Origin of the sequence: Kribbella sp. CCNWLW201, assembly GCF_037203805.1 — a bacterium.
Lineage (GTDB): Bacteria > Actinomycetota > Actinomycetes > Propionibacteriales > Kribbellaceae > Kribbella.
Genome location: NZ_JBBCBQ010000004.1, coordinates 95513 through 119465 on the forward strand (window position 1 = coordinate 95513; position 23953 = coordinate 119465).

Genomic DNA, 23953 nt, shown 5'->3' on the forward strand with positions numbered 1-23953 from the left:
ACATGTCTCTCGCCGGTTTGCAGGATCGGTACGTCGACACAGTGCTGGGCCGGATCCGCTTGCGGATCGGCGGATCGGGGCTGGCGATGCTCTTCTGGCCGAGCCTGTTGATGGACGGGACACTGTGGTCCCGCCAGGCCGCGCACTTCGCCGACCGCTTCCAGGTGATCCTGGTCGATCCGCCCGGCCATGGTGACAGCACACCGCTGAACGGGCCGTTCACCTTCGAGCAGTGCGCTCAGGTGATCACCGAGATCCTCGACGACCTCGGCGTCGACAAGGCCCACCACATCGGCAACAGCTGGGGCGGCATGATCGGCGGCACGTTCGCCGCCCTCCACCCGGACCGGATCGGGATCGCCGTACTGATGAACGCGACCGCCTCCCCGGCCGGCCTCCGGCAGAAGGTCGAGTACGGCGTCCTGACGCGATCCGCCCAACTCCTCGGTGCGATCCGCGGACCGCTCGTCCGGCCGGTGATCGACGCGTTCCTCGGTCCGACCGCGAAGGAGGAGAAGCCGCAGGTCGTTGCCACGGTCAACGAATCGGTCCGCCGGGTGAACATCGCGTCCGGCCGTCACGCGGTCACGAGTGTGGTCCCGCGCCGCCCGGATCAGCGCGAGCTGTTCGGCCGGATCCGCACGCCCGTCCTGGTCGTGGCCGGCGCCGAGGACGCCACCTTCCCGGTCACCGAAACCGAGGAGATGGCCGACTCGATCCCCGGTGCGCGGTTCGTCGTACTGGAACAGTCCGCGCATCTCGCCGCACTGGAGTCCCCGACCGAGGTCAACGCGCTGATCGACGACTTCCTCGCGGACAACCCAGGTCAGTCGTCGTAGTCCGTCGAGGTGGTGAGATGGGCCCAGGCGGCGGCTTCTTCGGCGCGGGAGCGGGAGGCCTGGTCGGCATGGGTGAGGGCGTCCTTGCCGAGCAGCAGGCGGAGCGGTGGGTTGTCGAGGGCAACGACTTCGAGGATCGCGCGGGCAGCCTTGGCCGGGTCACCTGGTTGCTTGCCGTCGGTTTCCTGCCGGTAGCGGTTCATCGCGCCGACGGTGGCGTCGTAGTCGGGATCGACCGGCGCGAGCGTCATCGACGTACCGCCCCAATCGGTCCGGAACGCACCCGGCTCGATGATCGTCACCTTCACCCCGAACGGCGCCACCTCGTTGCTCAGGACCTGCGAGAACCCTTCGACGGCGTACTTCGCGGTCTGGTACGCACCCATCCCCGGTGTACCGCCGGCCCGTCCGCCGATCGACGAGAACTGCAGGAAGTGCCCGCCGCGCTGCTGACGGAAGACGGGTAGCGCGGCCTTCGTGACGTTGACGAGGCCGAACAGGTTCGTCTCGAGCTGCGCTCGGAAGTCCGCGTCGGTGGTGTGCTCGATCGCGGCACTGTTCGCGTAGCCGGCGTTGTTCGCGACCACATCGAGACCGCCGAACTCGTCGAGAGCGGTCTGTACGGCGGACCGCGCTGCGGCCGCGTCAGTGACGTCCAGGGCGATCGCGCGGATCCGGTCGCCGTACCGGTCGACCAGATCGTCGAGTTGCTCAGGTTTGCGGGCGGTGGCGACGACCCGGTCACCGGCGGCCAGGACCGCTTCGGTGAGGGCACGGCCGAGACCGCGGGAGCTACCTGTAATCAGCCAAGTTCTACTCATGACCGTCCTAACTAACCAACTGGTTGGATGTATTCCCTGATGATGACACAGCTAACCAACCGGATGGTTGCTAGGGTGGGGCGCATGCAGAGGAATGCCGACCGGACCAGGACGCGGATCCTGGCGGCCGCCACCGAGGAGTTCGCGGCCCGGGGGATCGCCGGGGCGCGGGTGAACCGGATCGCCGAGGTGGCCGGCTGCAACAAGGCGATGCTGTACGCCTACTTCGGCAGCAAGGACGGACTGTTCGACGCCGTGTACACGGCCGCCGTCGATGCCTACCTGGCCGATGTCGGCTTCGACACCGGCGACCTGCCCGGGTACGCCGGCCGGGTCTTCGACTACTTCGAGGACCATCCCGAGCATCAGCGGCTGAACATCTGGTACCGCCTCGAGCGCCCCGAAGGCAGCGGGCTGGAGGCGATCGTTGCCGTCAACAAGAGCCGGCTCGGCGACCTCGACCAGGCCCAGCGATCCGGCGTCGTACCGGCGAATTTCACCCCGGCCGAGCTCCTCGCACTGCTGCAGGCCATCGCCATCAGTTGGTCGTCGATGAACCCCGAGTACGGCGCTCGTGCCCCGAGCAAAGCATCCCGCCGCGCGGCGGTCGTCGACGCGGTCCGGCGGCTTCTGGCGTCGTAGTGGTGTGGCGCAGGCCACTGTGGATTCTCAGCCAACTCATTGGTTCGCCCGATGGAGTTCTCAGTCTCGCGAGCTCTACTCGAAGGCAGAAGGAACTGGCCGAGGAGGGCACCGGGAATGAACGACAACGCGGGACGGCAGGGAGCTGGACAGGGCGGCGCGGGGCAGCAGGGCGCCGGTCAGGGCGGCGCGGGGCAGCAGGGCGCCGGTCAGCAAGGTTTCGGGAACCAGGGTCCCGGTCCACAGCAGCACGGTCCGCAGAACCCCGGTCCACAGCAGCAAGGTCCGCTGAATCCCGGTCCGCAGGGGCCCTGGCAGCAGCCGGGGTACTGGCACCCGGCCGGTCCTTACCAAGGCGGGCCGCAGTACCCCGGACAGCAGGCGCCATACGCGGGGATGCCGTTCCCCGGCTACCCGGCGTACGGCGTACCGCAGCAGCAGAAGCCGCCGAAGCGCGGCCGGCGGTTGCTCGGCGCCGGCGCGCTGGGGCTCGCGGTCGCGCTGGTCGCCGGATCGGTTGCCTGGGGCATCGACCAGCACGCGGGCAGCGGTTCGCAGCTCTCGCAGCAGCAGCTGGATCCGGCGGCGGTGGCGGCGAAGGTCTCGCCCGGCCTGGTGAACGTGAACACCGTGCTCGGGTACGAGAACGCGAGGGCGGCCGGGACCGGGATCGTGCTGACCTCCGACGGTGAGGTGCTGACGAACCACCACGTGGTCGAGGGTGCCACCTCGATCTCGGTGGTTGACGTCGGCAACGGGAAGACGTACGCCGCGAGTGTGGTCGGGTACGACGAGGACCACGACATCGCCGTACTGAAGTTGAAGGACGCGTCCGGGCTGCAGACGGCCAAGATCGGCGACTCGGACAAGGTCGCGGTCGGCGACCAGGTGGTCGGGATCGGCAACGCGGGCGGCGCCGGCGGTACGCCGAGCTACGCGGCCGGCACAGTGACCGGGCTGAACCAGTCGATCACCGCGACCGACGAGAACGGCCAGGACCCGGAGAACCTGACCGGCCTGATCCAGACCAACGCCAACATCCAGGCCGGCGACTCCGGCGGACCGCTGGCGAACGCCTCCGGCGAGGTGATCGGCGTCGACACGGCCGGCTCGGGCGGCAACAACGGCGGCAGCGGACGACCGGGCCAGGCGGCCGCGTCCACGGCCACCGCCGCGACCGCGACGCTGGCAGCCACCACCGGTACGGCGACCACGACCGCGGACGGGAACGGCCCCGGCTTCGGACCTGGATTCGGCGACGGCAACGGGTTCGGCGACGGCTCCGGTGACGGCTCGGGCAACGGCCAGGGGCAGGGCAACGGCCAGGGGCAGGGGCAGACCACGACGCAGGGCTACGCGATCCCGATCAACGAGGCGATGCAGATCGCCGATCAGATCGAGGACGGCAAGGCGTCGGACACCGTGCACATCGGCGAGTCGGCGATGCTCGGAGTCTCGGTCCTGTCGAACGCGGACACGACCGGCGCGGTGGTCGGCGACGTACTCGCGAACGGCAAGGCGGACGAGGCCGGCATCGAGGCCGGAGACGTGATCACCACCTTCGCCGGCAAAACGGTCGAGTCGCCCGACACCCTGTCGACCCTGCTGAACCAGCACCACCCCGGCGACAAGGTCGAGGTCGGCTGGGTCGACCAGGTCGGTCAGCAGCACAAGGCAACCATCGAACTCATCACTGGCCCGGTCCGCTGACACAGCGCTACTCCCCCCGCTGAAGCGGACCGAAACCGATCGGGCCCGGCGCCTCTCACCCCCTCCGGGGCGTCCGGGCCCGATCGCTGTGTTGTGCGGACAGGTCAGGAATGAAGAAGCCTCCGCGGGTACGGCGCACTTAGCGTGAGTCCATGGTGATTCGACGCCTCGTGCCCGCCGCGTACCGGCCGGTGCTCGCCAACCGGGTGCTCCGGCGGTTGATCCTCGGCTTCGCGGTCTCGTACCTCGGGGACGGGATGAGCTTCGTCGCGGTGGCGTGGCTCGCCATCGAACTCGCACCGGAGGCGACCGCGGGTCTGTGGGTCGGCGGCGCGGTGGCGGCGTACACCTTGCCTGGCGTGGTCGGCGCGTTGGTGTTCGGTCGCCAGCTGCGCAAGCTCCCGCCTCGGCGCATTCTGCTGGCCGACAACATCGTGCGCGGAGTCTTCCTGGGCGCCGTACCGCTGGCCTGGTTCGCCGGATTCCTGACGCCTGCGTTGTACGTCGTACTGCTCGCGGTCTCGTCATTGCTGCATGCCTGGGGCAGTGCTGCCATGTACACGCTGATGGCCGAGCTGTTGCCCGAGGAACAGCGACTGGCCGCGAACACGCTCGTCAGCTCGCTCAACTTCGCTGCCACGATTGCCGGTCCTGCCATCGCCGGTGTGCTGGTGACGTACGTCAGCCCTGCGCTGGTGATCGGACTTGATGCTCTTAGCTGGTTGTTCCTCGCGGCGATTGTCGTCAGTACGCGACTGCCGGAATCACGACCCGTTGTGGCCGCGGATGAGCCGGCTGCGCGCGGTGGGTTCGCGTTCCTGCGTTCGCATCCCGAGCTGATCGGGCTGCTGGCGCTGACCTGGTTCTTCAACTTTCTCTACGGCCCGGTCGAGGTCGCGCTGCCGCTGCACGTGACCAACGATCTGGACGCACCGGGCACGCTGCTGGGCCTCTACTGGATGCTGTTCGGCATCGGCGCAGTCCTCGGCGGCCTCACGATCGGTGCCCTGCGCCAGCTCCCACTCTGGCCCGTGACGTTAGCCATCGTCGTCCTCTGGGGCCTCCTGCTCCTGCCGTTCGGCTTCGACGTCCCGATCGCCGTCACCGTCATCTGCTTCATGCTCGGCGGAGCAATCTACGGCCCCTTCGTCCCGCTCTCGATCACCCTCGTCCAGGCGAAGTCCCCACCACAACACCTGGCCGCAGTCCTCGCCGCCCGCAGCTCAGTCCTTCTGACGGCGTCGCCCCTCGGCACAGCCCTAGGCGGCCCGCTGACCACAGCCCTAGGCCCAAGAGCAACGCTCGGCGCCTCAGGTCTCGCCACCGTAGCCCTTGGCGCCATCGCCTGCGCTCTATTGCTAGCCCGAAAGTCGGTGCATGAGTTGGCCAAGGAAGTCGGTGACTAGCAGGCGGGTGCTGCCCTATCACCCCGGCAGTGCCGCAAACGGCGGCGCACATCGCGGTAGGCCGCAGACTGCAGACGGGCGGGGCGGGGGGTGAGCAGTGCGCAGCATGCAACGCGCACTGGCGTGATTCTCGGGCGACTTCAAACTGTTGCTTGCCGTGGGCACCGGTGAGGCGGGTGGGCGAGGCAGTCGGCGCAATGTGTGGCGGGCAGCCGTCAGTTGCTCGGGAACGGGCAGCGGGCGCGGCGGCGGGGGGCGAGGTGGTCAGGGAGCAGTGATGCCGGGGGGCGGGACAGCGCGCGGTGCCAGGGTGGGTCTGGCCAGGAGACCGGCGGCGCAGTGGCGGTGGTCAGAAGGGTGGTGGGTCGTCAGCGACTACGCGCCGGGGCACGTGGTCGGGGCCGACGTCGGTGATGCGGTGTTCGTGGCTGCCTGGGTAGTTGTGGCTTGGGATGGGGCTGGGGCTGGTGCCAGGTTGTTGGGTGATGGGTCCGCGGGCGGGTGGGACGGTGGTGTAGCGGTGGCCGGTGGGGGTGGTCAGCGTGATGGAGCCGTCGGGGTGGCTGGTGGTCGTCCAGCCCCAGGTGGGGGTGTCTTTGATGACGTGGTGGTACTCGCAGTACGGCGCGAGCCCGGTGAGGCTTGTGGTTCGGGACTGTTTGAAGGGGGTGGTGTGGTCGCGGTCGCAGTCGCGGGAGGTGCGGTTGCAGCCGGGCCAGGCGCAGACGGGATGGCGGGCGAGCAGGGTTTCGGTGATCAGGGTGCCGGGGTCGTGGCGGGTGGTGGAGGCCTCGAGAACCGTGCCGTTGACCGGGTCGGTCAACAGTCGCCGCCAGGTGCCGTTCGTCGCGATGCGGCGGGCCATCTCGGCCGGGATGGGACCGTAGCCGGTGAGTTCGGCGGGGTCGTCGTCGAGGCCGAGCAGGGTGGTGGCGGGGATGATGACTTCGATGTGGGGGCGTCGGCGGTGTTGGTCGGGGAGTCGGCGGGCGAGCCAGTCCAGGCCATTGCGGAGGATGTGTTCGAACAGGTCGGCGGTGACGTCGGCGCGGCGCTGTCCGGCGGACCGGGCGTCCTTGACCGGTTCGGTGGTGACGTCGATACCGGGAGCGGTGGCCGCCGCGGCGGTGTCCGCGGTCGAGTCCGTGCCATCCGCGGCGCTTCGGGCCTCGGGAGTGGTGGAGGTGGCGGGTGTGGGAGTCGGGTTCGCGGTGGGCGGGGTGGCGCCGGCCGTGCGCGCAGATGCGGTGTCGGTAGGCGTCGTAGCGGTGGGTGCCGCACCGTGCGGCGTCGTACGAGCGGGCGTCGCACCGTCCGGCGTCGTACCAGCGGGCGCCGTAGCGGTGGGTGTCGTGCTGGTGGGAGTCGCAGTGGCAGCGGCTGCCGTGTCGGCAGACGTCGTGTCAGTGGGCTCCGTGTCGGTGGGTGCCTGTTTGGTGGTGGTGCCGCGTTTGGCGAGGGTGGCCATGGCCTGGATGGTGACCCACATTTGCTGGATCTTGTCGGCGGTGTGGACGATCCACAGCCCGGCCATGCCGTTGGCGAGCGGGACGATCTTGCAGGTGCGGTCGGCGACCGCGGCCCGGTGGTCGTCGGCGTCCTCGGTTGCGCGGTGTTTGGCGACCTGGCGGCGCAGGGATTCGAGCAGGTTCTTGTGGGTCTGGGCCGCGGCCCGTTTCAGCACGTGGGCCTCGACGGCTTGGGCGGCCTGGTCGGGCAGGTCGGCGGTGGCCTCGGCGATGGCCAGGGCCTTGCCCCAGGTGAGGGCGCCGCACTTCAGCGCGGTCTGGGTTGCCCGCAGCGTCGACGTGAGGCGCAGCGCGGTGGTGACCTTGCGGGCGACAGTCTGTTCGGATAGACCGAGGGCGAGGGCGATCTCGGCGTACCAGGAGCGTTCGGGGTCGATCGGGCGGCCCTTGGTGTCGTACTGGGTCGGGCGCGGGGAGGTGGCGTGTTCGGCTTGGCGTTGCCGGTAGAACGAGGCCATCGCCTCCACCTTGACCGCCTCGATCCACCCCGACTCCCGGGTGCAGGCCTTCAGCAGCTCGATCAACGGCACCGGCGACATCGCCTGCGGCCGGGTCTGTTCCACCGCGACCGCCAGCGCGCCGCCGGGCGGCAGGTCCACCCACGCCGGGGCGTCGCGGCGCAGCATCGTCCGCTCCGCGTCGTCTTGGTCGACGCCGTTCCACTCCTCCCACTCGCGGGCGTCGACGGCCGAGAACCGGTCCCGGCCCAGTAGCTCGTCGAGCTCGGCGTCCCACTGGTCCTGCTCGCTGACGAACCTCGGGCCGCCCGGCATATCGAGGTCCTCCGCAAGGAAGAGATCATCCGGCACGCAGACCTCGCCGAGCGGGATCGAAGAGCAGGTCTGGCTGGGTGCGAAAGGCACGCCGGTGTGGTCGGGCGGGACGGCGGCGGCGCGGCCGGACGGGATAGGGATGGTCTGGCCGGGTGGGAGGGGAGCGCGGGAGTGGTCGGGCGAAGAGACGACGCGGGATGCGGTACGCGTGACGGCCTCGGCGAGGACCGGATGGTCGCCGCCGAGGCCGATGATGAGCGTCTCTCTCATGGATCCATATTAGAACATCTGTTCCCTTACGCTCAACCATCCTCGATGGAGTTGTGACCGGACGTCTGTTTGTGGATGGTGTCCGTCATGCATGGCAGCGCTGTTCTCGGGCAGGCCGCCCAGGCAAGTTCAGTGACACCCTTCGACGTTGTGTCAGTCGCCGTTGAGCGGGTCGAACTCGCCCCGCCACCGAAAGTCGACCGGGTCGGGGAAAGTGCCCTGGACCTTCCCGAGGCCCTGGATCACTGTTGAGAGCCCGTTCGCGTTACCGACGGCGTACAGGTAACCGGACTGGGAGCCCTTGTCGATCCCGAGCAGAAGTGTGCCGTACAGCCCACACTTCACGGCGAGCAGCTTCTCGAACACGTGCCAGGTCGTGGTTCGCACCCGCTCGACGTAGAAGGTCGCCGGTACGGCAGTACTGATCCGGATCGTGTAGAGCGCACCACCACGGGTGTTCGCCAGGAACGTGTCGTACGTCGCGGTCTTGCTGATCAGAGTCATCGTCTTGACGGCCTCGAACCCGACCCCACCGGCGTTCCGCCGCCAGACCCCGTTGATGTTCTGCCACCGGACCAGCAGGCCGTCGTTTCTCAGTCCGTACTCGTAGTTCCGGAGAACTCCCCCGTGCTCGACCGGGCCATACTCCGCTTCCTCGACCAGCTTGAAATCCGTCCACCCGCCACCGACCCGGCTTAGGAACGGCGGGTCCGTCAGCCGTCCGACGGAATCCAGCGTGTAGCTGCTGCGGTACAGAGCATCCCCCTGCACGACCCAGCCCCCGATGTGCGACAAACCGACATCGGGCTGGTTGACGAAGGTGGTGCTGAGTCGCACCGCACCCGGCGGGTAGATCGCGGCGCCGGCCCGGTTGGCGACTGGGGTGACAGTCGGCGGCGCGCCGGCCATGACGCGCCGGTAGGTATGGCCCCCTGCCGCGGTCACCGATCCGACATCCATGGTGCAGGTGGCGGCCATACCCTCCGCGGTCCCCACTCGGGCCTGCGCAGGCGGCAGGAATGCCGTCGTGAGAAGAATCGCCGCGCCGGCCACGAGGCCGGCACGCATGGTGCTTGGTTGGGACATCTGCCCTCCCCCTCTCTCCCCATTAAGCACGATGGGGCCGAGCGCGGGAAAGGTTATGCCGTGGATTCGCTCGGGCCGGTCGGATTGTTGCGCACCTGCGGCTGGACGACGGGGGCGGTTGTTCGGCACATCAACTGGCGAACCCGGTGCGCCAAGTGGGATAGATGGGGGTCCATGCGAGGCGGGTCCGAGCGAGGGTGTTGGACGCGCCACGGGCCCAGGTCGGTTGGCTGACGTGGGTGAGCGGCGTGGGTTCTGTGGGTCGGCTGGTCGCGGCAATCGGTGGAGCAGTCGCACCGACGGACGCGGCGAAGGCGGGGGACCAGGCGGAGGCTGGGGCCGGGTCGTTGTCGACGATGTTGACGGCTCCGGTCGGCCAGTCGAGGGCTTGTACGGCGGCGATCGCGGCGTCCTCGACGTGAAGGAAGCTCGTGATGTCGGAGCCGGTGGGGAGTCTCCCGGTGTCGGCCATGAGGCCGCCCTTCGTGTACCAAGTGCCGGGGCCGTAGAGCATGCCGTAACGCAGCACCACCCACTCGGGAGCCTCGGCGGTGATGTTCTCGAGTTCGGCCACCGCCTCGACCATCCCGCGGCGAGCCTCGTCCGGTGCGGCGAGATCCAGCGATGTCGACTCGACAGCCGGGCCGTCGCCGCCCTCGTACGCCCACGAGATGCTTTGAGAGATCACCCGTCGCGCACCCGCGGCCAATGCGGCGTCGACGAGGTTGCGGGTACCGACCCGCCGGATCCGCCCGTTCGCCACGAAGTCGCGCGATCCCAGGTCGGTCAGTTGGTGCATGACCACGTCCGGCCGGGCCGCCGCGACCACCTCGCGCAACGACTCAGCGTCGTACACATCCCCGACGACAGCCGTCACGCCCTGCCTGCGGAGCGACGACGGGTCGCGTCTGGTCAGGGCGGTGACGTCGTGGCCGTCGGCGAGCAGGATCGGCACCAGCAGACGCCCGATCGCGCCCGTTGCGCCGGCGAGAAAGATCCTCATGGGCTGCACGCTAAGCGATTGCCGCGACCTGTCGAGTGGTCCAGTTCACGCGTAATTCGGTGGGCCACTTCCGGTCAGGCCGTTTAAGCTGAAGTGAAAGTAAACAGCTGTTCACCACTGCGAGGGGGTCGCGTGACCGTCCGCCCAGCTCGTCCGCGTCTCGTCCTGACTGCGCTGGCCTCCTGCGGTGTTCTCGTCTCGATCAGCCAGACGATCGTCGTACCGCTGCTGCCCGAGTTGCCTCGGATCACGCACCGCGGGCCGGCCGACGTGAGCTGGCTGATCACGGTCACGCTGCTCGCCGGTGCGGTGTTCACGCCGCTGCTCGGCCGGGCCGGTGACATGTACGGCAAGCGCCGGGTGCTGCTGATCGCGCTCGGATCGATGGTGATCGGATCGTTGCTCTGCGCAAGTAGTTCAGAGCTGGCCGTGCTGATCGTGGGGCGTGCGTTCCAGGGTGCCGCGGTGGCCGTGGTCCCGCTCGGGATCAGCATCCTGCGAGACGAACTCGAGCCGCGCCGGGTGCTCCCGTCGATCGCGATGATGAGCTCGACCCTGGGCGTCGGCGCGGCGTTCGGCATCCCGGCCGCGACGCTGGTGGTGGAGTACTCGAACTGGCACACGATGTTCTGGATCTGCGCAGGCATCGGTGTGCTCGACTTCGCCCTGGTCTTGCTGATCGTGCCCGAGTCGGCGGTGCGGACGCGCGGCCGGTTCGACGTACTGGGCGCACTCGGCATGAGCGCGTTGCTCGTCTGCCTGTTGCTGGCTGTGTCGAAGGGCAGCACCTGGAGCACGACGGCAACCATCGGGCTGTACGTCGGAGCCGCGGCGATCGTGCCGTTGTGGGGATGGTTCGAGTTCAGGACGACCAGTCCGCTCGTGGACCTGCGGGTGTCCGCGCGTCCCGCCGTACTGTTCACCAATCTCGCCGCGCTGCTGATCGGGTTCTCGTTCTACGCGAACTCGCTGACGACCGCGCAACTCGTGCAGGAGCCGACATGGACCGGCTACGGGCTGGGTGAGTCGATCTTCATCAGCGGTTTGTGCCTGCTGCCCGGCGGTCTCGCGATGGTGTTGCTGTCGCCCGTGTCCGCCCGGATCTCGACCGCGCGCGGTCCGCGGTTCACCCTGGTGATCGCGTCGATCCTGATGGCGGCCGGGTACGTCGTCCGATTGTTCACCAGCGGCAACGTCGCCGGGATCGTGGCCGGTGCGACGGTGGTCTCGGCCGGGACGGCGGTCGCGTACTCGGCATTTCCGGCCCTGATCATGCATGCTGTGCCCGTGACCGAAACGGCCGCGGCGAACAGCCTGAACACACTGATGCGCACGGTCGGGGCTGCGATCTGCAGCACGATCGTGGTGACCGTGCTGACCAGCGTGACGATCACCAAGACCAACCAGGTCGCGCCCGCGCTGTCGGCGTACCTGATCGTCTTCGTGATCGCCGGGGTGGCGGCGGTGGTCGCGGCCGGGCTCGTCCTGCTGATTCCGGTACGGCGACCAGTCGCAGAGCCGATGGTGGTCACGGAACCCGCGCGGGAGGGTACGACGTGACGGACGCCGGGCGGATCGCGATCCTCCGAGCGGCGCGGCGGGCGTTCGCACTCCAGCCGTACAACGTGGTCACCCTGCGTGGGATCGCCGCGGACGCGAACGTGAGCGCGGCCCTGATCGTCAAGCATTTCGGCAGCAAGGAATCCCTGTTCGACAAGGTCGCGGACTTCAGTGAGGCGGCGGAGCTACTGCTCGATGCGCCCGACGAGGATCTCGGCCGGCACGCTGTGCTGACGCTGGTGAACTATCGCCGCGAGAACGGGCTCGACCTGCTGGTCAGGGTGATCTTCTCGGCCGGCAGCGGCGACGAGCGAGCCCTGATCCGTGAGCACTTCCGCGACCAGGTCACACGTGCGTTTGCGGCCCGCCTGACCGGAGACGATGCCGACCTGCGGGCCGAGCTGATCACCGCCCAACTGCTCGGCATCGGCGCCACCATGTCGATCGACAAGACCGGCCCGACCGCGACCGCGGACGCCGAACTCATCGCCGATCTCTACGCGCCCGGCATCCAGGCGCTCATCCACTGATTGAACAGCGGTCTCACCAAGTGGGCATGGGCCCTGTAATCCCTGTGTGACGCCGCTAACATGGTGCGGCCAGGTCGAGAGGCGCTGCAACGGGTCGCTCAGGTCCGCCACGCTCGGCCCGGGTTCTGTTTGCAAGGGCGCCTCCGGAGATTTTCTGGAGGTGACGGCAGATGAGTGAAACCGCTCTGCGGGAGCTGCTGGAGCAGCGGGTCGTGGTGCTCGACGGCGCCTGGGGCACGATGCTGCAGTCCGCGAAGCTGACCACCGCCGACTTTCAGGGCGATCGCTTCGGTGACCACACCCATGACGTCACCGGTGATCCCGACCTGCTCAACCTCACCCGGCCGGACCTCATCCTCGACGTCCACCGGCAGTACCTGGCGGCCGGCGCGGACATCACCACCACGAACACGTTCACCGCGACGAGCATCGGCCAGGCCGACTACGGCATGCAGGCGTACGTCCGGGAGATGAACGTCGCCGCTGCCCGGCTGGCCCGGCAGGCGGCGGATGAATTCGGAAACCGGTCCAGCCGTAGATTCGTGGCCGGTTCGGTCGGCCCGCTCAACGTGACGCTGTCGCTGTCGCCGCGGGTGGAGGATCCGTCGTACCGGGCGGTGACGTTCGAGCAGGTGCGGGCCACGTACGCCGAGCAGATCGCGGCGCTGGCCGAGGGCGGCGTGGACCTGCTGCTGATCGAGACCATCTTCGACACCCTCAACGTGAAGGCCGCGATCATGGCGGCCCGCGAGGTCGCACCGCACCTGCCGCTGTGGATCTCGGTGACGATCGTCGACCTGAGCGGCCGGACCCTGTCGGGCCAGACGGTCGAGGCGTTCTGGGCGTCGGTCGAGCACGCCAAGCCGCTGGTCGTCGGCGTCAACTGCTCACTCGGTGCGGCCGAGTTGCGCCCGCACGTGGTCGACCTGGCCCGCTTCGCCGACACCTACGTCGCCTCGCACCCGAACGCCGGCCTCCCGAACGCCTTCGGCGGGTACGACGAGACGCCGGAACAGACCGCCGGGATGCTGCGGGAGTTCACCGAGTCCGGCCTGGTCAACATCGTCGGCGGCTGCTGCGGTACGACGCCCGCGCACATCGAGGAGATCGCGCGGAACGTGGCCGGCCTGCAGCCGCGGACCGTCGTACCGCCGAATGACACCACTCGCTTCTCCGGACTCGAGCCGTTCAAGATCGGGCCGGACACCGGGTTCGTGATGATCGGCGAGCGGACCAACGTGACCGGGTCGGCCCGGTTCCGGCGGCTGATCGAGGGCAACGACTACCAGGCCGCGGTCGACGTGGCGCTGGAGCAGGTGCGCGGCGGCGCCAACCTGCTGGACGTGAACATGGACGCCGACCTGCTCGACAGCGAGCAGGCGATGACCACGTTCCTGAACCTGATCGCGACCGAGCCCGAGGTGGCCCGGATCCCGATCATGATCGACAGCTCGAAGTGGTCGGTGCTTGAAGCCGGGCTGAAATGCGTGCAGGGCAAGGGCGTGGTCAACTCGATCAGCCTGAAGGAGGGCGAGGAGCAGTTCCTCTCCTACGCCCGGCGGATCCGCGACTACGGCGCCGGCGTGGTGGTGATGGCCTTCGACGAGCAGGGCCAGGCCGACACCGTCGAGCGCAAGGTGACGATCTGCGGCCGGGCGTACGACCTGCTGACGCAGAAGGTCGGGTTCCCGGCCGAGGACATCATCTTCGACCCGAACGTGCTCGCGGTCGCCACCGGCATGAGCGAGCACAACGGCTACGCCAAGGCCTTCATCGAGGCGTTGCCGTTGATCAAGGAACGCTGTCCGGGCGTCCACATCAGCGGCGGGATCTCGAACCTGTCGTTCTCGTTCCGCGGCAACGACGTGGTCCGGGAGGCGATGCACTCTTCGTTCCTGTATCACGCCGGCCAGGTCGGCCTGGACATGGGAATCGTCAACGCGGGCCAGCTCGCGGTCTACCAGGACATCCCGGCGGACCTGCTGGAACTCGTCGAGGACGTGATCTTCGACCGGCGCGACGACGCCACCGACCGGCTGGTCAGCTTCGCCGAGAACGTGAAGGGCAAGGGCACTCAGCGCGAGGTCGACCTGTCCTGGCGTGAGGGCACCGTCGAGGAGCGGCTGTCGCATGCGCTCGTCCACGGCATCGTCGACTACATCGAGGCCGACACCGAAGAGGCCAGGCAGCAGCTGCCGCGGCCGCTCCAGGTGATCGAAGGCCCGCTGATGGACGGGATGAAGATCGTCGGCGACCTGTTCGGCGCCGGCAAGATGTTCCTGCCGCAGGTGGTGAAGAGCGCCCGGGTGATGAAGCGCTCGGTCGCCTACCTGGAGCCGTTCATGGAGGCGGAGAAGGAGCAGGCGCGGCTGGAGGGACGCGCGGAAGCGGTCCGCGGCCAGGGCAAGGTCGTGATGGCCACGGTCAAGGGCGACGTGCACGACATCGGCAAGAACATCGTCGGCGTGGTGCTCGGCTGCAACAACTACGAGGTGATCGACCTCGGCGTGATGGTGCCGGCGGCAAAGATCCTGGACACGGCCGTTGCAGAGGGCGCCGATGCGATCGGCCTGTCCGGCCTGATCACGCCGTCGCTCGACGAGATGGTTGCCGTCGCCACCGAGATGCAGCGTCGCGGCCTCAAGCTCCCGCTGCTGATCGGCGGTGCGACAACGTCGAAGCAGCACACCGCCGTACGGATCGCGCCGGCCTACCACCACACGACTGTGCACGTGCTGGACGCGTCGCGCGTGGTGGGCGTCGTGTCGGACCTGCTCGACGACGAGCGTGCCGAGGAACTTGCCCGAAGCAACAGCATCGAGCAGGAGCGACTGCGTGAGCAGCACGCCAACAAGCAGCGCAGCCCGCTCCTCTCGCTGGCCGCGGCACGCGCCAATGCCGAGCCGGTTTCGTACGACGAAGTCCCTGTGCCCGCGTTCACCGGACTGCGCCGGGTGTCGCCGTCGATCGAGACACTGCGCGAGATGATCGACTGGCAGTTCCTCTTCCTGGCTTGGGAATTGAAGGGCAAGTACCCGGCGATCCTGGATCAGCCGGTGGCCCGCGAGCTCTTCGACGACGCGAACACGCTGCTCGACGAAATCATTGCCGACGGCTCCTTTACCGCCGAGGGCGCATACGGGTTCTGGCCGGCGCACAGCGAGGGTGACGACATCATCCTGGACGGTCAGGACGTGTCGTTCCCGATGCTGCGGCAGCAGACCGAGAAGCCGGCCGGGCGGCACAACCGGTGCCTGGCCGACTACGTCGCGCCTGCCGGTGACCACCTCGGTGGGTTCGGGGTAGCGATCCACGGTGCCGAGGCGCTCGCGGCGTCGTACGAGGCTCGGAACGACGACTACCGCGCGATCATGGTCAAGGCGTTGGCCGACCGGCTGGCCGAGGCGTTTGCCGAATGGATCCACCTGGAGGCGCGGCGGGCCTGGTTCGAGCCCGACGCGGAGCCGGTGCTGGAGGATCTGCATGCCGAGCGGTTCCGCGGGATCCGGCCGGCGCTCGGGTACCCGGCGAGCCCGGATCACAGCGAGAAGAAGGAGTTGTTCGAGCTGCTGGAGGCCTCGGAGATCGGCCTCGGGCTGACCGATTCGTACGCGATGACGCCGGCGGCCGCGGTCAGCGGTCTGATCTTCCAGAACCCGGCGTCGCGCTACTTCAGCGTCGGCCGGCTCGGCCGCGATCAGATCGAGGACTACGCCGTACGGCGTGGGTTGTCCGTCGACGAGGTGGAGCGCTGGCTCCGGCCGAACCTGGCCTACGACCCGGACTGAATGTCACCCTGACGGGATGACAGCTTCGATCCGTCCTGCCGAGCCCGCCGACGCCGATGCCGTCGCCGCCATCTGGTACTCCGGGTGGGGCGACGGGCACCTCGGTCACGTGCCGGACGAACTGGTCGCGATCCGGACCAAGGAGTCGTTCTGGACCCGGGCCGCCGACCGCGTCGCCGATACGACCGTCGCGGTCGTGGGCGACGAGGTCGCGGGTTTCGTGATGGTGGTCGGGGACGAGGTGGAGCAGGTGTACGTATCCGGCGACCACCGTGGCTCGGGCATTGCCGGCGTACTGCTCACCGAAGCCGAACGGCAGGTCAAGGCCAACGGGCACGCCGAGGCCTGGCTCGCGGTCGCGACCGGCAACGCACGCGCCCGCCGCTTCTACGAGCGCAGCGGCTGGACCGACGCCGGGGCCTTCGACTACCCGGCGTCGGTCGAGACCGGCACGCTTCCGGTGCCTTGCCACCGCTACATCAAGCAGGTCTGACGGGGCTTACGGCAGGTAGTAGTTGGGGTTGGGGAGCTTGAAGGTGCGGTCGGCGTACCCGCCCTTGAGGTCGCTGAACTGGTCGCCGAAGTTCGCGACGATGTCGTACCCGAGCGACTCGATGTGCGCGCGGGTCGCCGACTTGTAGTGGATCGTCGTACAGGAACCGTTCGGGTCGGCGGCACAGGCCGTCTTCAGGTAGTCCGGGTAGTCGGCGACGGCCGGCTTGGTGAACAGGCCGTCCTCGCCGTTCGGCAGCGTGGTCGGCTTCGGGAAGCCCGCGTCGACGCCGACGCCGTCCGCGGTCAGGTTGCCCAGCGTCGCCTGCTCCTGCGCGGCACCGCGCCCGGTCAGGAAGAAGACCGCGTAGCCTTCGCGCTCGGCCGTCTTCACCAGGTCGACCATTCCCGGTACGGCGGGGAATTTCTGGTCCAGCACGTACGTCGCGTTGGTCGCCGGGTTGTACGCCCAGTTGCTGGCGATCTCGTAGTTCCAGGTGGCCAGCGAGGTGTCGTCGACATCCAGCAGGATCGCCTTGGTCTTCTGGGTGTGATGGGGTGCGGAGATCCATCGCGTGCCCGCCGCGGCGACCGACCTGGCCTCCTTGGCGTAGTTGCTGTCGGCACCGAACGTCCCGGTGCCGAGCGGATCGCCGTAGTAGTTACGCAATTGCTGGCGCAGTACGTCGATGTTCGTGACCTGCCGCTCGGTCCGCGGTGTCGACGTCTGGATGGCCGGCTGCTGGGCCGCGACTCCGGCCGAGTACGCGACCCCGCCGACAACCGACGCGACCGCGACCGCCGCAATGCCGGTCAGAACCGGCCGCCGCCAGGAACGGATATGCATGGGTGGACCTCTCCACGAAGAAAAGCGTGCGCAAGCAAACTAACTCCATTCGCGACCAATGGAGTTCCCCATCCCCAACTCCAGGGGAAACCTGCACGCTCAGCGGGGGAGGACGCCGTGTAGGAGGGTGGTGAGGGCTTCGCGGAGGGCTGGTTCGAATTCTTGGCGGATGGCTGCGAGGGCAGGGTCGGCGTCGTAGGCGGCCAGGATGGCGGGGGTTGGGTGGGAGTGGGTCCAGATCGCGCCGGCCAGCATGCTCGCGTTGGCGATGAAGCGGGACGCGCCGTCCACGCCGATCTGCGGAACGGCTTCGACAACTACGGTCAACAGCCCCTCGAAGCCTCGGAGGGCCGCGCGTTTGAAGGTGAGTGCGACACCGGTCGAGATGTTCCGCTCCAGCACGGACGCCTGTGCACTGATCAGGTCGCAGAACACCGGCCGCGCGGACAGCGTCCGGACCACTGCGTCGACCAGTTGTTCGCCGCGCTCGGCCGGGCTGCCGGTGACGTCTCGCAGGGCCGTCCGCACGTCCTCGACCCACGACTCGAACTCGATGCCCCACAGCTCGAGCAGGACGGCCTCGCGGGACTCGAAGTACTTGAGCACGTTGGACTTGGCCAGGCCGACGCGGCGGCTCAGCTCGTTCAGGCTCAGGTCCGCGACCGGTAGCTCGGTCAGCATCGCCGCGGCCGTGTCGAGGATCGCCCGGCGCCGGACCTCCCGCTGCTCCGCGCTCCGGGCCCGCTGGAATGTCGTCACCCTCACAGTCTACAGACCGGCGGTCTGTTGTTAACGCACCGCCGGTCTGTTACTGTCTCCGTCATAACAGACCACCAGTCTTTTATGAGTGGAGATGCAGATGTACGTCGTACCTGATCAAACCGGCAGGCTCGCAGTCGTCACCGGCGCCAACAGCGGCACCGGCAAGGAAGCCACCAAGCGGCTGGCCGCGGCCGGCGCCCGGGTGGTGATGGCGGTCCGCACCGTCGCGAAGGGCGAGGCGGCCCGGGCCGAGATCCTCGCCGAGCACCCGCACGCCCAGCTCGAGGTACGGCGGATCGACCTCGCCGACCTCGCATCGGTCAAGGAGTTCGCCGACGCGCTGACCGCGGACGAGCCGCACCTCGACCTGCTGGTGAACAACGCCGGGGTGATGAGGCCGCCGACCCGGATGACCACCAAGGACGGGTTCGAGCTGCAGTTCGGCTCCAACTTCCTCGGCCCGTTCGCGCTCACCCTCCGGCTGCTGCCGCTGGTCCTGGCTGCTCCGAACCCGTGGATCACCACCATGAGCAGCGGTGCCGCGAACGTCGGCCGGATCCACTTCGACGATCTCCAGTGGGAGCGCAGGTATCGAAGGACGGCGGCGTACGCGCAGTCGAAGCTCGCCGACCTGATGTTCAGCAACCATCTCGCGCAACTCGCCGCGGACCACGGCTGGCCGCTGCTCAGCAACGCCGCGCACCCCGGGTTCACCCGCACCAACCTGCAGACCGCCGGTGCCAGCCTCGGCCGCGACAAGACGCCGCGTCACATCGAACTCGCGATGCGCTTCAACCCGCTCCCGAGCCAGGACGTGGAGCTCGGCACCGAGCCACTGTTGTTCGCGGCAACCAGTCCGGACGCCAAGCCGGGCGCGTACTACGGCCCGTCCGGCCGCTTCGGCTTGGTCGGCCCGACCAAGCTCGTCGATCCGCCGAAGCGATCACTCGACCGCGAAGCCAACGCTCGCCTCTGGCAGGCCGCCGAAGAGCTCACCGGCGTATCCCTCCCAACCCACGTCAAGTAGGCCTACTCTGCGGACATGAACGAGTGGTCGGCTGGAGACATCTACGAGTCCTACGTGGGCCGCTGGAGCCGGGTGGTCGCAGAAGAGTTCGTCGGTTGGCTGGCCCAGCCCGCCGGCCTGCGCTGGCTCGATGTCGGCTGCGGTACGGGCGCTCTGACCAGCACGATCCTGCGTAGGGCGGACCCCGCCTCTGTGCTCGGCGTGGACCCGTCGGAAGGCTTCATCGGGTACGCGCGCAAGACGGTCGACGACGAGCGGGCCGGCTTCGAGGTGAGGTCCGCGGCCGAGCTCCCGGACGGCCCGTACGACGCGGTCGTCGCCGGGCTGGTGCTCAACTTCATCCCCGAACGGGTCGAGGCCCTGCGTCGGATGCGGGAGATCGGCTCGACGGTCGCGGTGTACGTCTGGGACTACGCCGACGGCATGCAACTGATGCGGTACTTCTTCGACGCGGTGGCCGAGGTGCGGCCGCAGGACCGCGAACACGACGAGGGGATCCGCTTCTCGTTCTGTACGCCGGAGGGCCTCGAGGAGATGTTCATCGCGGCCGGGTTCACCACGGTCGGCACGCGCGACATCGTCGTACCGACGGAGTTCTCCTCGTTCGACGACTACTGGCAGCCGTTCCTGGGTGGGCAGGGCGTCGCGCCGGCCTACCTGCGCAGCTTGCCCGAGGCAGATCAGGAAGTACTGCGGGAAGCGGTGCGCTCGCGGTTGCCGATCGAGGCGGATGGCTCGATCCGATTGACCGCAAGGGCGTGGGCCGCGAAGGCCACCAGCTGAAGGTCAGCTGACGTAGTCGGTGCGGAGGAGGCCGAACAGGAGGTCGTCGGTCCACTCGCCCTTGAACCACGAGTTGGCGCGCCGCAGACCCTCCTGCCGGAAACCGACGCGTTCGAGCAGCCGCGCCGACGCGGTGTTGCGGGCGTCGCACTCGGCCGAGACGCGATGCAGGTTCCGCTCGATGAAGAGGTGATCGAGCAGCCCGCGCACGGCCTCGGTCGCGTAGCCGTTCCCCTGGTACGCCGGTGACAGCGTGAAGCCGAGCTCCGCCTGCATGAGGTTATCGTGCAGGTTGAGACCGAGGTCCCCGATCAGTACGCCGTCCAGGTCGATCGCGTACTGGAACCAGCCGGGCACGGCCGGATCGCCCTGCTCGAAGTCCTGGACCAACTCGAGCGCGTCCGCCAGGCTGACCGGCGCGTCCCACGATTGGTACCGGGCCACCTCCGGCGCCGACCGGTACGCCGCGAAGGCTTCAGCGTCCGCGGTCGTGAAACGCCGCAGGCCCAATCGCTCGGTTCGCACGAACATCCCGCCATCATGTCAAAACCGCGGCCGCGACTCCGTCGTATCAGTGAGAGGAGTACGCCGATGAAGTTCTTGCTGATCCTGTCCGGCGACACCGATGCGGACCTGTGTCGCGACGAGTTCGAGCATGCCGCCCGCGAGGCCGGCGAGCTGGTCGGCGGCGAACTGCTGGCTGATCCACAGCTGGCGATCACCGTTCCCGACCGTGCCCGCGCGGCCCCGATCGACGCGTACTACCTGGTCGATGTGGAGACACCGGCCCGCGCGGTCGAACTCGCGCATCTCCTCCCGGACACCCGCAGTCCTGGCCGCGCGGTGGAGATCCGCGCGGTCATGCACTCCACGGCGGTCGACTTCTAGCCCGAGACCGCGAACCAGAGGTTGGAGGCCAGCGGGTTCTCCGTCAGGCTCAAGCGGTCGAGACCGACGGTGCGGCCGCCGGGGTAGTCGAAGAGCCGGGTGCCGTCGCCGAGCATCACCGGCGCGAAGCAGAGCAGCACCTCGTCGAGTTCGCCGGCCTCGATGCACTGCTTGGCGATGTTCGCGCCGATCACGTTGACGTACTTGTCGCCGGCCGCGTCCTTCGCCATCGCGAGTGCCTTCGCGAACTCTTCGACGTACGTGACACCTGGCTCGGGGCTGGCCGGTGGGCGGTGCGTGACCACGAACATCGGCCCGTCCCATCCGCCGCCGAAGGCCTCGCCCTCGCCGGCTTCGCCCTTGTATGGATCGTCCCCGTCGTGCGACCGCCGTCCGATCAGCAGCGACCCGATCTTCGGGATCAGCTCCTCGATCTCCGGATTCGGCCCGAGGTACGGCCGCATCCATTGCATGTCGCCACTCGGCCCGGTGATGAATCCGTCCACCGACATCGTCACCGAGTACAGCACCTTCGCCATCGTCAAACCTCCGGCTCGCTCGTCCAGTACCCAGGTTGAGACGAGCGAGCCGGAGAAAACTCATCGCGGCCCGACGTCCGCCGGGGTGAGCGGGCGGTTCAGCGGCGCGGCCGGGCTGTACTCGTCGGCGCCGACGTCGGCCCGGCCCGTGCGCGGGTGACCGTCGAGGTCGCGCGTCACGGTCGGGTAGGTCTTGCTGGCCGCGTTGATCGCCGGGCTGGTGGAGCTGAGGCGGCGGACACCGTCGGAACCGGTGGTGAGCTTCGGGTCCTTCCGGCTGAAGCCGCCGGGGATGTTGCCGTCGGCGGCCGCGCCCCAGCAGATGTTGCCGGACCAACTGATGCCTTGCAGATAGGGCATCGAGACCAGTTGCTTGCCCGAATCGCCGACAAGAAGATTGTCGGCAATCGTGCAATCACGCGGCGGCAAGGTGCGCTGCGATTCGCCGCTGATCGCCGTACCGCAGGACAGAACCGTGTTCAGCGCGATCGTCACCCGGTCCGGTGCGTCGTTGCCGCGGCGGCTCTCCGGCGAGTCCTCCGGCTTGTGGTCCTGGACGTTGCCGCTGCCCAGTACGACGCCCGAGCCGCCGATCTGCTCGACATAGTTGTTCACGATCAGGTGATCGTTGCCGTAGATCCGTATCCCGTTGCTTCCAGCAAGGATGAAGTTGCCTTCGACCCGGGTCCGGTTGCCGTGCCGCAGGACGATTCCGCCGAGGCTGTCGCGGATCGTGTTGTACCGGATGGTGTTGCCGGAAGACTTGACCGAGATCGCCTCCGGATCGCCGTCGACCCGCTCGAACAGGTTGTACTCGACCACCGCGCCGGCGTCGCTCAGCGACCGGCCGCTCAGCCCGAGCCGGATCGGTTCGCCGCCGTTGTCACCGGCGAAGGTGTGGTCGGAGAAGTGGTTCCGGGTGATCCGCACGCCGCGCGCCATCCCGTCCGATCCGGGTCCTTCAACCCCGAGGAAGACCCCGAGGGTCGACTTCCCGTGGAAGTGGTTGCGCTCCACGGTCGAGTAGTCGCCGCGGATCATCAGCCAGTGCATTCCTTCGATATCGGCGAGCTGGAAGTCGTTCCGGCTGATCCGGATGTGATGACAGCTCGTCGGCACCTCGAACGTCGACCGCTGCCGGAGCTTGAACCCGCTCACCGTGACGTACGACGAGTCGCCGAACACGAACCCGCGACTCCCGGTCAGCGTCACCCCGCCGGTCGACTCGGCCCGCACGGTGATCGGCGCGTCCGCGGTCCCGCGCTTCCCCTGGACCGCGATCGTCTGGCCGTCCGGTACGTCGTACGTCCCGTTGGCGAGCACGATCTCGTCGCCCGGCCGGGCCGCGGCGATCGCTCGGCGGAGTTCGTCGAGGGTTCTCGCGCGGACGGGTCTGGCCTGCGCACGGGCGGGCGGGACGACGAAGGCGGTGCCGGCGAGAGTGGCGCCGACAGTGGTCAGGAAGGTACGGCGATGCATGAGTGCTCCTCCGGGATCGGGGCGGTGGTCCGGATGTGGCGCTCAGTCTGTGGCTCCCCGGAAGGTCTGGCAAGCGTTTGCCGGTGAATTCGTCCGGATCTCCCGCCGGATGGGACCAAGCAAGCGTTCGGTTCCGCGACACAGCCCCGGTGCGCCGGCCGGTGGCACTGCCGGTAGCCTTCCGGACAATCGGTCTTTTCGGATTTTCGGAACCTTTTCGGACTGCGAGAGCCTCCCGAGGGGTTCGGGCGGCCAGCCCTCGGACGGCGAAGCGGAGGTGGACCCGGGCGATGCCGGACGACGCGCGCCGGTCCACGTCGTACCACCGGGCCGCGGACGCCGCCAATGTCGACGTCAACCGCCCGTCCGACGCCCGGCTCTACGACCTGTTCCTCGGCGGCAAGAACAACTTCGAGGCGGACCGCCTGCTGCACCAGGCGCTGGTGCGGATCGCCCCCGAGGCGCCGCGGCTGGCGAGTGAGAACCGGCGCTGGCTGGCCGAAGCGGTCGATTTGATGATCCGCGAGGGCGGGATAGACCAGTTCCTCGACCTCGGCTCCGGCCTGCCGACGACGCAGAACCTCCACGAGGTCGCCCTGCGGTCGGATCCGGGGGCGCGGGTGGTGTACGTCGACAACGACCTGACCGCGATCTCCCACGGCCAGGCATTGCTCGCCGACGACCAGCACGCCTACTTCGCCGACGCCGACCTGACCGATCCGGCCGCCGTCTTCCGGCACCCGGTGGTCTCCGGCGCGCTCGACCTGGACCGGCCGGTCGGCATCATCCTCGGGCTGGTGCTGCACCTCATCTCCGATACCGATCGGGTACGGCGGATCGTCGCGGACTACCTGGCCGCCGTGCCGTCCGGGTCCTGGCTGGCCATCACCCATCCGCTGAACCCGCGCGACGGCAGCCGCTTGGCCGGCTTCTCCACCTCGCTCGAGAGCAAACTGAAGGACGTCTTCCCGGACGTCCGCTTCCGCACCGCCGACGAGATAGAGGGTCTCCTCACCGGTCTCGACGTGGTCGAGCCCGGCCTGGTCGACCTCGCCACCTGGTGGCCACCCGAGAAGCAGAATCTCGGCCCCTCCGGCACCGCCTTGCTGCTCCTGGTCGCGGTCGCGCGCAAGCCCTGACGCAAATCGTTGGTGGATCCGGCCCGCTGTGGCCGATCAT

At 68.5% G+C, this 23953-nt stretch carries 21 protein-coding genes and 1 riboswitch; of the genes, 12 read left to right on the top strand and 9 right to left on the bottom strand.

Going from position 1 to position 23953, the window contains the following annotated elements:
- The first annotated feature begins 2 nt into the window (after window positions 1-2).
- Window positions 3-839, top strand: coding sequence for an alpha/beta fold hydrolase (locus tag V9K99_RS19000; RefSeq protein ID WP_337009205.1), 837 nt, complete (start codon window positions 3-5; stop codon window positions 837-839).
- Here V9K99_RS19000 and V9K99_RS19005 read toward each other — a convergent pair.
- Window positions 827-1660 (bottom strand): oxidoreductase, encoded by an 834-nt coding sequence (locus tag V9K99_RS19005; RefSeq protein ID WP_337009207.1) that lies wholly within the window; start codon window positions 1658-1660, stop codon window positions 827-829. The two genes, V9K99_RS19000 and V9K99_RS19005, sit on opposite strands and share 13 nt — an antisense overlap.
- Before the next feature lie 84 nt (window positions 1661-1744).
- Between V9K99_RS19005 and V9K99_RS19010 the strand changes: the two genes are divergently transcribed.
- From V9K99_RS19010 to V9K99_RS19020, 3 genes are all read left to right on the top strand, one after another.
- Window positions 1745-2302, top strand: a complete 558-nt coding sequence (locus tag V9K99_RS19010; protein WP_337009209.1) for a TetR family transcriptional regulator — start codon at window positions 1745-1747, stop codon at window positions 2300-2302.
- A 117-nt stretch (window positions 2303-2419) separates the two neighbouring features.
- Window positions 2420-4012 carry a S1C family serine protease gene (locus V9K99_RS19015; RefSeq protein ID WP_337009211.1) on the top strand — a complete coding sequence of 531 codons (1593 nt, stop codon included), beginning with the start codon at window positions 2420-2422 and terminating at the stop codon, window positions 4010-4012.
- Window positions 4013-4164: 152 nt separating this feature from the next.
- On the top strand, window positions 4165-5418 hold the full coding sequence (locus V9K99_RS19020; protein ID WP_337009213.1) for an MFS transporter: 1254 nt from the start codon (window positions 4165-4167) through the stop codon (window positions 5416-5418).
- Window positions 5419-5767: 349 nt separating this feature from the next.
- Here V9K99_RS19020 and V9K99_RS19025 read toward each other — a convergent pair whose 3' ends face one another.
- From V9K99_RS19025 to V9K99_RS19035, 3 genes are all read right to left on the bottom strand, one after another.
- On the bottom strand, window positions 5768-7990 hold the full coding sequence (locus V9K99_RS19025) for an HNH endonuclease signature motif containing protein (RefSeq protein WP_337009215.1): 2223 nt from the start codon (window positions 7988-7990) through the stop codon (window positions 5768-5770).
- A gap of 153 nt (window positions 7991-8143) precedes the next feature.
- A complete protein-coding gene (locus V9K99_RS19030; RefSeq protein WP_337009217.1) occupies window positions 8144-9076 on the bottom strand; it encodes a hypothetical protein in 933 nt (310 codons plus the stop codon).
- 130 nt (window positions 9077-9206) lie between these two features.
- The gene (locus V9K99_RS19035) at window positions 9207-10079 is read right to left on the bottom strand and encodes an NAD-dependent epimerase/dehydratase family protein (protein ID WP_337009219.1); all 873 of its coding nucleotides are present in this window, start codon (window positions 10077-10079) and stop codon (window positions 9207-9209) included.
- A gap of 132 nt (window positions 10080-10211) precedes the next feature.
- On the opposite strand from V9K99_RS19035, the gene V9K99_RS19040 reads away from it, so the two are divergent.
- The 4 genes from V9K99_RS19040 (at window position 10212) to V9K99_RS19055 (ending at window position 16450) form a co-directional block, all read left to right on the top strand.
- Window positions 10212-11639: an MFS transporter gene (locus V9K99_RS19040; RefSeq protein WP_337009221.1), complete on the top strand. Its 1428-nt coding sequence runs from the start codon at window positions 10212-10214 to the stop codon at window positions 11637-11639.
- On the top strand, window positions 11636-12169 hold the full coding sequence (locus V9K99_RS19045; RefSeq protein ID WP_337009223.1) for a TetR/AcrR family transcriptional regulator: 534 nt from the start codon (window positions 11636-11638) through the stop codon (window positions 12167-12169). Before V9K99_RS19040 ends, V9K99_RS19045 begins: the two co-directional genes overlap by 4 nt.
- A 70-nt stretch (window positions 12170-12239) precedes the next feature.
- Window positions 12240-12319: riboswitch (S-adenosyl-L-homocysteine riboswitch) on the top strand.
- 20 nt (window positions 12320-12339) lie between these two features.
- Window positions 12340-15957, top strand: a complete 3618-nt coding sequence (gene metH, locus V9K99_RS19050; RefSeq protein ID WP_337009225.1) for a methionine synthase — start codon at window positions 12340-12342, stop codon at window positions 15955-15957.
- Window positions 15958-15973: 16 nt separating this feature from the next.
- A complete protein-coding gene (locus V9K99_RS19055; protein ID WP_337009227.1) occupies window positions 15974-16450 on the top strand; it encodes a GNAT family N-acetyltransferase in 477 nt (158 codons plus the stop codon).
- Between the two features lie 6 nt (window positions 16451-16456).
- Here the strand turns inward: V9K99_RS19055 and V9K99_RS19060 are convergent, their stop codons facing one another.
- Entirely contained in the window at window positions 16457-17296 is an 840-nt protein-coding gene (locus tag V9K99_RS19060; RefSeq protein ID WP_337009229.1) for an HAD family acid phosphatase, read from the bottom strand.
- Between the two features lie 99 nt (window positions 17297-17395).
- Window positions 17396-18055 carry a TetR/AcrR family transcriptional regulator gene (locus V9K99_RS19065; RefSeq protein ID WP_337009231.1) on the bottom strand — a complete coding sequence of 220 codons (660 nt, stop codon included), beginning with the start codon at window positions 18053-18055 and terminating at the stop codon, window positions 17396-17398.
- A gap of 94 nt (window positions 18056-18149) precedes the next feature.
- Between V9K99_RS19065 and V9K99_RS19070 the strand changes: the two genes are divergently transcribed.
- Window positions 18150-19085: an SDR family oxidoreductase gene (locus tag V9K99_RS19070; RefSeq protein ID WP_337009330.1), complete on the top strand. Its 936-nt coding sequence runs from the start codon at window positions 18150-18152 to the stop codon at window positions 19083-19085.
- Window positions 19086-19100: 15 nt separating this feature from the next.
- Complete coding sequence (locus tag V9K99_RS19075; RefSeq protein ID WP_337009233.1) at window positions 19101-19868, top strand: class I SAM-dependent methyltransferase; 768 nt, start codon at window positions 19101-19103, stop codon at window positions 19866-19868.
- A 3-nt stretch (window positions 19869-19871) separates the two neighbouring features.
- On the opposite strand, the gene V9K99_RS19080 is transcribed toward V9K99_RS19075, so the two are convergent.
- The gene (locus tag V9K99_RS19080) at window positions 19872-20399 is read right to left on the bottom strand and encodes a GNAT family N-acetyltransferase (RefSeq protein WP_337009235.1); all 528 of its coding nucleotides are present in this window, start codon (window positions 20397-20399) and stop codon (window positions 19872-19874) included.
- Window positions 20400-20459: 60 nt separating this feature from the next.
- Here V9K99_RS19080 and V9K99_RS19085 point away from each other — a divergent pair, with 60 nt between their 5' ends.
- The gene (locus V9K99_RS19085) at window positions 20460-20756 is read left to right on the top strand and encodes a hypothetical protein (protein ID WP_337009237.1); all 297 of its coding nucleotides are present in this window, start codon (window positions 20460-20462) and stop codon (window positions 20754-20756) included.
- Here the strand turns inward: V9K99_RS19085 and V9K99_RS19090 are convergent.
- Window positions 20753-21295 carry a dihydrofolate reductase family protein gene (locus V9K99_RS19090; protein WP_337009239.1) on the bottom strand — a complete coding sequence of 181 codons (543 nt, stop codon included), beginning with the start codon at window positions 21293-21295 and terminating at the stop codon, window positions 20753-20755. The two genes, V9K99_RS19085 and V9K99_RS19090, sit on opposite strands and share 4 nt — an antisense overlap.
- 60 nt (window positions 21296-21355) lie before the next feature.
- Window positions 21356-22774 (bottom strand): polysaccharide lyase 6 family protein, encoded by a 1419-nt coding sequence (locus V9K99_RS19095; protein WP_337009241.1) that lies wholly within the window; start codon window positions 22772-22774, stop codon window positions 21356-21358.
- A gap of 290 nt (window positions 22775-23064) precedes the next feature.
- Here V9K99_RS19095 and V9K99_RS19100 point away from each other — a divergent pair, with 290 nt between their 5' ends.
- Window positions 23065-23913: an SAM-dependent methyltransferase gene (locus tag V9K99_RS19100; RefSeq protein ID WP_337009243.1), complete on the top strand. Its 849-nt coding sequence runs from the start codon at window positions 23065-23067 to the stop codon at window positions 23911-23913.
- Window positions 23914-23953 lie beyond the last annotated feature (40 nt).

Excerpts from the sequence above, each read along its gene's own strand:
- V9K99_RS19000 (WP_337009205.1), top strand. The coding sequence starts at position 3 with ATGTCTCTCGCCGGTTTGCAGGATCGGTACGTCGACACAGTGCTGGGC.
- V9K99_RS19005 (WP_337009207.1), bottom strand. The coding sequence starts at position 1,660 with ATGAGTAGAACTTGGCTGATTACAGGTAGCTCCCGCGGTCTCGGCCGT.
- V9K99_RS19010 (WP_337009209.1), top strand. The coding sequence starts at position 1,745 with ATGCAGAGGAATGCCGACCGGACCAGGACGCGGATCCTGGCGGCCGCC.
- V9K99_RS19015 (WP_337009211.1), top strand. The coding sequence starts at position 2,420 with ATGAACGACAACGCGGGACGGCAGGGAGCTGGACAGGGCGGCGCGGGG.
- V9K99_RS19020 (WP_337009213.1), top strand. The coding sequence starts at position 4,165 with ATGGTGATTCGACGCCTCGTGCCCGCCGCGTACCGGCCGGTGCTCGCC.
- V9K99_RS19025 (WP_337009215.1), bottom strand. The coding sequence starts at position 7,990 with ATGAGAGAGACGCTCATCATCGGCCTCGGCGGCGACCATCCGGTCCTC.
- V9K99_RS19030 (WP_337009217.1), bottom strand. The coding sequence starts at position 9,076 with ATGTCCCAACCAAGCACCATGCGTGCCGGCCTCGTGGCCGGCGCGGCG.
- V9K99_RS19035 (WP_337009219.1), bottom strand. The coding sequence starts at position 10,079 with ATGAGGATCTTTCTCGCCGGCGCAACGGGCGCGATCGGGCGTCTGCTG.
- metH (WP_337009225.1), top strand. The coding sequence starts at position 12,340 with ATGAGTGAAACCGCTCTGCGGGAGCTGCTGGAGCAGCGGGTCGTGGTG.
- V9K99_RS19055 (WP_337009227.1), top strand. The coding sequence starts at position 15,974 with ATGACAGCTTCGATCCGTCCTGCCGAGCCCGCCGACGCCGATGCCGTC.
- V9K99_RS19060 (WP_337009229.1), bottom strand. The coding sequence starts at position 17,296 with ATGCATATCCGTTCCTGGCGGCGGCCGGTTCTGACCGGCATTGCGGCG.
- V9K99_RS19070 (WP_337009330.1), top strand. The coding sequence starts at position 18,150 with ATGCAGATGTACGTCGTACCTGATCAAACCGGCAGGCTCGCAGTCGTC.
- V9K99_RS19075 (WP_337009233.1), top strand. The coding sequence starts at position 19,101 with ATGAACGAGTGGTCGGCTGGAGACATCTACGAGTCCTACGTGGGCCGC.
- V9K99_RS19080 (WP_337009235.1), bottom strand. The coding sequence starts at position 20,399 with ATGTTCGTGCGAACCGAGCGATTGGGCCTGCGGCGTTTCACGACCGCG.
- V9K99_RS19085 (WP_337009237.1), top strand. The coding sequence starts at position 20,460 with ATGAAGTTCTTGCTGATCCTGTCCGGCGACACCGATGCGGACCTGTGT.
- V9K99_RS19090 (WP_337009239.1), bottom strand. The coding sequence starts at position 21,295 with ATGGCGAAGGTGCTGTACTCGGTGACGATGTCGGTGGACGGATTCATC.
- V9K99_RS19095 (WP_337009241.1), bottom strand. The coding sequence starts at position 22,774 with ATGCATCGCCGTACCTTCCTGACCACTGTCGGCGCCACTCTCGCCGGC.
- V9K99_RS19100 (WP_337009243.1), top strand. The coding sequence starts at position 23,065 with ATGCCGGACGACGCGCGCCGGTCCACGTCGTACCACCGGGCCGCGGAC.